The 6,361-nt window shown below is 62.1% G+C and carries 5 protein-coding genes; 3 read left to right on the top strand and 2 right to left on the bottom strand.

The genetic code is table 11. The annotated features are described in order from the left end of the window. Window positions 1-51: 51 nt before the first annotated feature. Entirely contained in the window at window positions 52-318 is a 267-nt protein-coding gene (locus tag AC1DFE_RS23605) for a hypothetical protein (RefSeq protein WP_476908262.1), read from the top strand. A 520-nt stretch (window positions 319-838) separates the two neighbouring features. After that, entirely contained in the window at window positions 839-1,174 is a 336-nt protein-coding gene (locus tag AC1DFE_RS23600) for a hypothetical protein (RefSeq protein ID WP_476908261.1), read from the top strand. A gap of 1,092 nt (window positions 1,175-2,266) precedes the next feature. Here AC1DFE_RS23600 and AC1DFE_RS23595 read toward each other — a convergent pair. Both AC1DFE_RS23595 and AC1DFE_RS23590 read right to left on the bottom strand, forming a co-directional pair. Then, complete coding sequence (locus AC1DFE_RS23595; protein ID WP_476908260.1) at window positions 2,267-3,673, bottom strand: ferredoxin reductase; 1,407 nt, start codon at window positions 3,671-3,673, stop codon at window positions 2,267-2,269. Continuing rightward, a complete protein-coding gene (locus tag AC1DFE_RS23590) occupies window positions 3,670-4,974 on the bottom strand; it encodes an aromatic ring-hydroxylating oxygenase subunit alpha (protein ID WP_476908259.1) in 1,305 nt (434 codons plus the stop codon). The genes AC1DFE_RS23595 and AC1DFE_RS23590 overlap by 4 nt, the downstream gene beginning before the upstream one ends. 965 nt (window positions 4,975-5,939) lie before the next feature. Here AC1DFE_RS23590 and AC1DFE_RS23585 point away from each other — a divergent pair. After that, window positions 5,940-6,361: MFS transporter (locus AC1DFE_RS23585; RefSeq protein ID WP_476908258.1), on the top strand; the 422-nt coding region annotated here is incomplete at its 3' end.

Raw genomic sequence — 6,361 nt, 5'->3', positions numbered from 1 at the left:
GCTGGTGTTCCAGCGCAAGATTGTGGCCGGCCTGACGGCAGGTGCAGTCAAGTGACGGAAGGAGCAGCACCACAGGGCAGGAAGCCGGCACCCATCGCGCCCAAGCGCGTACGGTCCGGCGAGGACTTCGACATCATCATCGGATTCCTCGGCTTCTGGGCCGTGGTGCTGCTCGTCGGCACCGTCTGGATGGAGGTGACGGCGCAATCGGCCGTCTTCTGGGCGCTGGGCCTGCTGGCCACACTGCTGGCAATCTACGGCATGGTCAGGCTCCGCAGGCGCCTGCCCGCACGCACCGCCACGCGCGAAACTTGTTAGCTCACGGTCCGGTACCTTCCCTGCATCTGCGGGTAAGTCCCGGTGATAGACGATGACGGGATCAGAGCCAGTACACTCCCCGGCTTGGGTCGTATCGAAACCTCTGCGTCTCGAAGCTCTAGGGATATGAGACGTCTCAGCCTTCGCTGAGGGTGATCGTGACTCCGCTGGTGAGGTCGCTTAGGCGTGCGGAGGTAAGACGAACTTGATATTTTCCGGAGTGGTCCGGCGATGGCGGGATCAGTTCATGGTAGACAGAGCAGACCATAAACACTGGGGGATTGTGATGGAACCGGTTAGATTTATTGATCCGTTTGAGGAACAGGCTTCGGTGGCGCCTGTCCCAAAACCAGCGCCCGTCCCTGGTCCTCCCGCGGGGCCACCGGCGGCTCTTCTCTTTTCTTCCCAGGGCGGTGAACGCGAAGTGCAGCGACTCATCCACGACCTAGCCCTCCTGGCGAGCGGGCAGGAGCATCCGCCCGTCGGGTAGGGCCGCGCGGGTAGTTGGGGTCGTAGTGCGATGGATGATCCCCGGACGATAGGTCTTCTCGGGGCGTTTCTGGGCATGTTCACGGCAGCGGCGCTGATGTTCCTGCTCTATGGCGCTGCTCTGTGCGTCTTGCTCGCTCTGGCGGTGACAAGCCAACTGCTCGCCTGGTTCTTCAGGGCCAGTAAGCCGGCATATGAAGCAGGAAGGACAGGGCGCCCGAGCGCCGCCACGCTAGAGGGGCGGCATTACCGTGCCGGCGGGAGCTGGAAGCAACAAGATCAGATAAACGCTTCGCTTCGATTGCGCGCCATCGTGGAGTCGGCGAAGGCGCGCAGTGGAAAATGCAACGAGGCGCCGGGCGACTGACCGCCCCTGTCTCGGTAAAGGGTGATGACAAGGTCAGCAAGGGCACCGGTCTCCTTGATTACTGTGACCGAGATGCGGCCCCCGGGGTCGGAACTGCCGTGCGGAGGGCTGTCAATGTGGGGTTCCCAGGCGCCAACTATAGGGGTTCGATTTAGGTCTGCCGGTCCGGTGCGCATCATACCCTTGCTGCCAGGCTGTCTCCCCAGCGGTCACCATCTCGGCCAGAAGCCGGTAGTAGGGGTGGTCCGGTCCATGAAAAGCATTTCCTCACGCGCCTTTTCAACGGCTGCCTGTACAGTGTTGCCCTCCGCCATGCAGGCATCGTCCCATCCCGGACTGCAGCACGCTATAGCCAACCAGACAATCGCGACCCGGAACAGCGCGTCAGTAAGGGTCAGTTAATGTCAGATTGATGTCTACGAGCCCCTTGACCCAGCGTCAGAAACGGACGAAACGGACCCTGTTCTGCACCCATTGTGCTTGGGCTCTGACGTCAGGTTGGGGTGTAGTTCAACCGGATGTGAGGGGTCCGCCGCACTACAGCAGGGGCGGCGGGGCGGGGTTTCGGTTGAGTGTCCGTGCGAGGAATCCCGCCGAAATGCCATGCCGGTCTCCTGTTCCGCGGCCCGCTGCAAGAGCACTTCCACTAGGGTGCGGTCTGGGGCGGCCGGCTGTCCAGACCTCACAGCGCTGGCGCGAGGTACAGACGTCCGAGGACCGGGCGGGTCGCAGCCAAAAACGGGACGACCTGAATGCGTGATTCCCTTGACCGTTCCCCCGCTGCCAGTTTCCGGCCATGAATGAACTGCTGACGGACCTGACTTGCCTTTCCTGCTGCGGTCGATAGCGTTTTAAACCTTTCAGCCGTCCAGGTCGGCGAGCCGGATGAGAGCCGACAGGCTGGCATGAAGAGCTACTCCCCGCAGCGGAGGACGTTGAAGGTCTCCAGGCCGTGGATGCGCCGCCTGACCGGCTTCTTCGGGATCGTAAAGATTCGGGTTCCTCCTGCAGTCCGATCACGGGATCGTGTTCGTCACCCACGTTCTTGAAGTTCCCGCTATTGATCCATTCCCTTTGCAGGAACGGAAGCGGTTAGACGTCGATCACCAAGTCGGTCTGCGCAGTGGAGCAGCAGGGTAGGAACTTGCCTGCATCAATTTCGCGTTTCCGGATGCCGCCCTGGTGTTTCATCTCGACCTCGCCGGAAAGTCTGACGACCTTGCAGGAGCCGCACATGCCTTCCTTGCAGTTTGCCCCGATCCTGACGCCGGCACGCTGGGCTGCCCCGAGGATGTCTTCATTGGGGTCGATGCGCACATTGATGCCTGTGCGCATGAAGGACAGGGTGAGGCTTCCCGTCCCGACCGTGTCGAAGCTCGAGGGGTCGGTGGTCCCAGCCTCCGGGCCGGCATCCGTACTGCCGTCGGGGGCGGATGTGTCAGGGTCGACAGTTTCCAGCGGTAGTCCCGTGGCCTTCAGGGGTCCGTCGGCGTTGTAGCCGGGCTCGTAGAGCCCGAACGCTGTGGGCTGACTCTCGTAGTAGTCTTCGGCGGACTCGGCGATTTCCCCGGCGATTTCCTCCGCGATGTCCTCTGCAAGCGCGATCTCTGCCTGGTATTCAAGGATCGTCTGGCGATCTCCCGTGAAGAATTCCATGTTGACGGAGGTGTCGTCGACGCCGACCTTCTCCAGGAGCTCGGTGGCGGTGTTCAGGTAACCCTCGGGGCCGCAGGCATAGACCTGGCGGCCGTTGGCATCGGGGGCAACCTCGTCGAGCATGGCCGCCGTCAGCCTTCCGCTGAGCCATTGCCACCCTTCGGGTTTGCTGCGGTCACCCAGGGAGTAGAAGACCTTGACTCTCGAGTCCACGGACGCGATGTAGGCCAGCTCCTGGTGGAAGGCGTATCCTCCGGCCTCAGCTCCGTGGTAGAGCACCACGACATCGGCCTGTCCGGGGAGGGAGTGGATGGTCCGCACCATGGACATGATGGGTGTGATGCCTGCGCCGGCGGCCAGCAAGAGGTAGCGTGCCCGGCGGTCGGCGTCAGGCAGATGGAATGCTCCGACTGGTCCGAGCATCTCGAGGACGGTGCCGGGTTTGACGTTCTCGTGCACCCAGGGTGAGACGAGTCCAGTGGGGTCGCGTTTGACTGTGATGTTGAAGGTCCAGGGCTGCGTGGGGGAGCTCGACAGCGAGTAGCTGCGGTCCACCGGATCCTGGTCCTCGCCGTTCACAGGAAAGGCGACGTTCACGTACTGGCCCGCGCGGAACGCCAGGGGCGCACCGTCGCAGCGGCGGAACACGAAGGTCATCATGGCGCCGGCTTCGGGAACGGTTTCGACGCATTCGGCCATGAACTCCTGGGGATGCCAGGGCCCCAGTGCGTGGGCGGCGCGGGCGGGTCCCTCGGTGCTGCCCATCACCCGGTTCCACGGCATTTCGAGGCCGCGGATACGCTGTGGTTCCTCGATTGCCGCCTCGACCCGGAGCTCAGTCATGCCAAGTGCTCCTGCACCCGCTGAACGTACCAGTTGATGAACGCCTCGACCTGGTATTCGCTCTTCATGTACGGGCCGGGCTCGTAGGCGGGGCTGTTGGCGCCCTTCTGGCACAGCTCCACGAACGCTTTATCCTGCAGATTTGTCTGCTTCCACGTGTAGGTGAGTTTGTCCAGATCGTAGTCGACACCTTCCTCGGCGTCGTCAGCCACCAGCCAGGTCGTGCGCACCAGTGTCTGGTGTTCGTTGATGGGGAAGACAGCGAATGTGATGACGTGGTCCCCAAGGAAGTGGAACCAGCTGTTGGGCTGCAGGTGCATGGAACAGCGGCCAAGGCGGAAGTCCCGCAAGTCACCGAGCAGCTTCTTGGAGAGCCGGCGCCCATCGGCCGAGAAGGACTCGCCTTCACCGTCGAGGGACTCCCGGGAGATGCGGATTCCGGCAATGCGGGTGTCGAGCTCCTCGACCACCTCGTAGGGGAGGCCGTAGCGGCGGCAACGCTCCTCAAGGGAGGCCTGTGCTTGTTTGTTGCGGTCCCAGACTTCCTCGAGATGGGGCGGGATCAGGCCCTCGGTGAGACCCCACGTGGGGAAGAGCGAGCAGGCCAGCTCCGGGTGGCCGTCACAGTGGTAGCACTCACGGTTGTTCTCCATGACGAGCTTCCAATTGCCCTCCTCGACGATGTTCTGCTGGTAGGCGATCTTCGTCCTCGCCAACTCGTGGGGTGCGAGGTAGGGCTCAAAGATCTTCGAGGTCTCGTCGAAGTCCGCCGCCGGCTCATTCGCGATGCAAACGAAGATGAGCCCGGCAACCTCGCGGCCGTGGGCGCGCTTGAGACCGAAGCAGCTCTTGTCGAACTTGGCTTCACCGGGAGCGGAAGCGTGGATCAGATTGCCCTCGGGGGAATAGGTCCAGGAGTGATAGCCACAGACCAGGTTTCCGGTGGAACCGGCAGCTTCGGTCAGGACGCGGGCACCGCGGTGGCGGCACACGTTATGCAGGACGTTCACGCCGCCGTCGTCATTGCGCAGCACGATCAGGGAGTAGGGGCCGTAGTCGACCGTGACGTAGTCGCCCGGCTCCGGCAGCTCAGCGGTGCTGGCGGCAAAGATCCAGTGCTGGCCGAAAACGGCCTCCATGTCAATCTTGAAAATCGTTGGGTCCGTGTAGAAGGGGGCATCGAGGGAGTATCCCGTGCGCCGGGACGCAAACAACTCAGTGATTTCAGTCAACTGCTCCGCAGGCAATGATGAAGCGAGTTTTCCGCGTGAGTTGAGGGGCACGTTCACTGAAGTAGTCATGTGTTTCCTCCCGGGAGGGCTGGGTAGTGTGCAAATCTGGGGATACCGGGCTCCCTAGGGAAACCCGCGTTGTCGAGAACGTTGTAGTCCTGAAATTAGGAGGATCGATGTGCAATAGATGGAGCACGGTTTAGGAAAACTGGAGGAAAGGAGGAGGACTCCAATGTTCAGTCTTTCCCGCTGCGTATTTCGCAACAACAATCATGATACGCAACAGAGTGGCTCACGCCACGCCTGTTGTCAAGCTCCTAAAGATGCAGCGCACGACGACAGAACAACGCAGCTCCCCGAGGTTGCCGGCGGACGGTCGATGCTGGGCACACCATGCTGGCCCCCCATCCCGAGGGGACCACAATAACCAGGTCATTTCCGGTCTGGCTGTGTCCCTGGCGTTCGTGGAAGTGACCCAATCCTTCAGTCTCATTGCGCGAGCTCGATGGTCCAGCTATTTCCGGTTGCCGGCTGGGCAATCACCGACGCCTCGACCAAACGCTGCGAAGATCCATCCGGGACTGTCGCACGAAGGTTTCGGATGTGGAACGTCATCCACTAGAAACATGGGCGCAATCTTAGGTCCCTAACCTGAAATTGTGGGGCGGCCAGCCCCTGCGGGAGGAATCAAGGAGGTTGCATGGCGGAAGTGGCCACGGACATCGTGCAGCACCTGAGCGGACCTCGCATTGGCGAATTGCTTGCGGCGTGCCACGAAGAACGAGGCTAGACCGGGGGAGAAGTCATGCAGACGTTGCCCGCCCCGCCGCGAGGTTTTAATCTCGATCGGTCGGCGCGAGGGTGCCGGAAACCAAGGCCTTGCCCTAGCCATCTTGTGAGTCCTGCGCGGCCATATCGGCTGGCATCGAGCCAGCCGGCCTCGTCCAACAGCCGCCAAAGGCGGCGGCTGTCCGTGCGTCTAGGAAACGGCACTCTGGTGCCGTCGCGCTGAAGCTAGAAGGGAACAAATCTCAATGACCCATCCGACCGGGACGACGGCCTCCGTCGACACCTCCATACCAAATGAGACCAGCTCCAAGTTCAAACGCCGCTTCATGGTGCGGCTTGTCGCTGTCTTCATCGGCGGGATGTTCCTCGACGGTTACATCCTCGGAATCATCGGCCCCGTCACCGGACCCATGCGGTCAGATCTCCAGCTCGACGCACTCTCTTTGGGCATGATCGCTGCGGGCCCGCTGGCTGGTATCTTCGTCGGCTCCCCGCTGGCCGGGTGGGCTACTGATAAGTTCGGACGTAAGCCCATGTTCCTCGTGGACATGGGCCTGTTCCTGGTCGCCTCAGCGGCCCAGTTCTTCGTAACCTCCGGGGACGGGGCCGTGATCCAGCTGGCCATCATCCGGTTCGTCATGGGCGTCGCGATCGGTGGCGAGTACTC

It is taken from the genome of Arthrobacter sp. 05T423 (assembly GCF_056396245.1).
The sequence above is the reverse complement of the archived record's forward strand: the minus strand, read 5'-3'. Positions and strand labels throughout refer to the sequence as shown.